Raw genomic sequence first — 2,784 nt, 5'->3', positions numbered from 1 at the left:
ATACACGATGCTTATGACAGTGTATTGGAGCAGCCCAGCAGTGCGGACTATCGCCCAGAAAGGTGTCACTGCAACGAATCCTGCAGCAGCTGCATCTGGGGCTGCAAAGGCCAAACACACCTCTGGAAAAGCTGTCCGTGGTGCCCGAAACGTTCACCGAGGATACGCAAACAAACAGATTGGCGCTGTAACGAAGAGTGGCCAGACGACACTCGGGAGTGGCAACTCGAAAGCGTACAAACTCGGCTCTTCAGCCCGCTCATCGAAGGCTCACGCAGCCCAATACAACAATTTGCGGAAATCGGAGACGGGCCGAATGCGAGATAAAGCAGCAAAAGATGCTCGAAAAGCTACACAAGCGGTCTCGACTCGAGCGAAGCGTGGATTCAAAAACACGAAGCAGAAGGTTTCGCGGTGGTGATTAACGTGAGTACAAACACTGCAGATGACGAGTACAGTGCGCGGAAAATTCATCAGTCACTGGGCGGTACAACGGCCTTCTTTCGAGGCTACACGATTGGAGAACTCATGTTGTTCCTTGCTGTGGCCTTCATTACCGTTGTCACAGCGACGTTCGTCCCAGCATCACTGACAATTCCGGTACTGGGACTCGGACTTATGCTCACGACGGTGCTGTTCTTGCTCCACAAGGTCAAGCCCCGCTACCTCTGGCTTACTGAGTGGCTCGCTGCCCGTTTTGGCTGGGCACTCAAGAACAAGGAGTATACCCATGGCGGTGAGGACAACAGTGAAGTTCGCTATCTGACCCGCCTACAGCGAGTGTACCCCCATGCCGTCGAACGAACAGATGGCGCACTTGTTGGTGCAGTAAAAGTCGAACCAGCAAACATGGCTCTCGAGGACGACGACGCGTGGGCGAAAGCTGTTCAATCGTTGTCCGAGTTCGTCAACTCCACAGTTGACTTTCCTGTAAAAATCTACATCACCAGCCGCGAAGTCGGCGAGGATGACGTTGTCCGTGCACACCAAGATCGGCTTGGCGACGCTGATGTTCGATCACGTCCCGTTTTAAAACGGCTTCTCGAGAAGTACGTCACCGCAAATACGACTACAAACGGGGATATTGACTCTGGGACAACCACGATTCGTGAGTATTACCTCGTCACCGCGGTGAATGATAGCGATATCGAGCAGTTCAATGAAACCGGGGATAGTGTTCTCGCCTACCTCGCTGATATCCCCGTTTTCGGACGACTCTTCGGACGATTTCAGACTGACAAGCTGACTGACGCTGAGCGTGAGCAACTCAAAGAAGATCACCTCGAGTCTCGGCTCACACAACTTCGCCGTGGCGGTTCGTCGCTCTATCGGTGCTCGATTAGTCCTGTTGATGCATATGATCTCGCTCGACTGACGAAGGAATACTGGACGTGCCAGCCGGAGGAGTACGCTGATATCACGAACGCACTCGGGACGTTCCCGGTCGTTTCCCACGGGATTAGTGACGGTGTGCCAGCAACGCCTGACCCCGATGATGTCCTCGATGCAATGGCCGAACACGACAACCCGTCAGGTACCGACTCGAGCGAGCATGACGAAGTTGCTGACGATGATCTATCGGTTCCGTCTGACGATCGGCTGCCAGAGACGTCGACAATGCACCAGTCGGTAATCGCTCCATCGACAATCGACTGGGAGACGACCTACGCTGTGATCAACGACGAAACGTATGTTCGCACGTTCTGGGTCGAACAATTCCCCGAGGAACCGCCGGATGGCTTCCTCGAGCGACTGTTACTCGAAACGGAGTTGCAGACCGATATCTGCATCCACCTCGATCCGTTCGACAGTCAGTCCGCTCAGGACATGATGGCGGACTGGATCTCGGATTTGAAGATCAATCAGCACGATTCGAATAGTCTCAAATCCGAGGATCTCCAGGAAGACATCGATCAGGCAAAGTACATGCGGTCGCTCGTCCGTGCGAACAAAGCGTCGTTCTACCGCGGTGGCGCGTTTATTCGCCTCGCTGCTGACAGTGAGCAAGAGCTTGATAATCAGACAACACGCCTTCGCTCGATTATCAAGGATGCACCGGCCAACTGTACGATTAAGGTCGCGAGTCGCTGGCAGGAACGTGGACTTACGACGGTGTCGCCACTCGGGATGAATGAACTCGGTCGTGACCGCATGTCGACGCTGACGAACCAAGCCGTCGGCGCGATGTTCCCGTTCTCGTCGAACTATCTGATGATGGACGAGGGTCTCGAGTACGGCTATCATGGGCATAACGGATCGCCTGTTCGGATCAACCCGTGGGAACTCGAGACTGGCCACAGTGAACTCGTCGTCGGCATGCCGGGTGCTGGGAAGACGTTCGGAGATATCATGCGCCATCTTCGGATGATGAAGCGCCGTAACGACACGATGCTTGTCCTCATCGATCCAGTCGGCGGCTTCCGTGGTATCGCGGATGCACTGAACGCGAAGACGATCACCGTCGGTGGCGACACGAAGCTCAACCCACTCGAGATTCGCGAGACACCCCAGCACATCCTCGATTCCGGCGACGGTATCTCTCCCCTGTCGGCAAAAAAAGACGAGGTCTACGCCGTCCTCGAGAACTTCCTCGACGCTCGTGATATTGAACTCGGAACCGAGACGGGCGTCCTCTCGTATGTCATCGATGAAGCCTACCGGCAAGCAGGCGTCGTCGAGGATGACGTCTCGACGCACACGTCGGCAAACTCACCGACGATGCAAGACGTTCATCGAATCCTCTGTGATATCGCTGAGCATCCCGATGAGCACAATATCGCGGAA

The 2,784-nt window shown here is 54.9% G+C and carries 1 protein-coding gene and 1 pseudogene; both read left to right on the top strand.

Going from position 1 to position 2,784, the window contains the following annotated elements; genetic code table 11:
* Positions 1 to 421 (top strand): annotated as a pseudogene (locus tag RBH26_RS21200) (hypothetical protein); the annotation flags it as partial.
* Between the two features lie 5 nt (positions 422 to 426).
* Positions 427 to 2,784, top strand: a 2,358-nt coding sequence (locus RBH26_RS21195; RefSeq protein ID WP_306760356.1) for a conjugal transfer protein, incomplete at its 3' end; no start/stop codon positions are given.

Source organism: Natronolimnohabitans sp. A-GB9 (genome assembly GCF_030848565.1).
Lineage (GTDB): Archaea > Halobacteriota > Halobacteria > Halobacteriales > Natrialbaceae > Natronolimnohabitans.
Note: the sequence above shows the minus strand (reverse complement) of the source record. Positions and strands in the feature narration are given on the sequence as shown.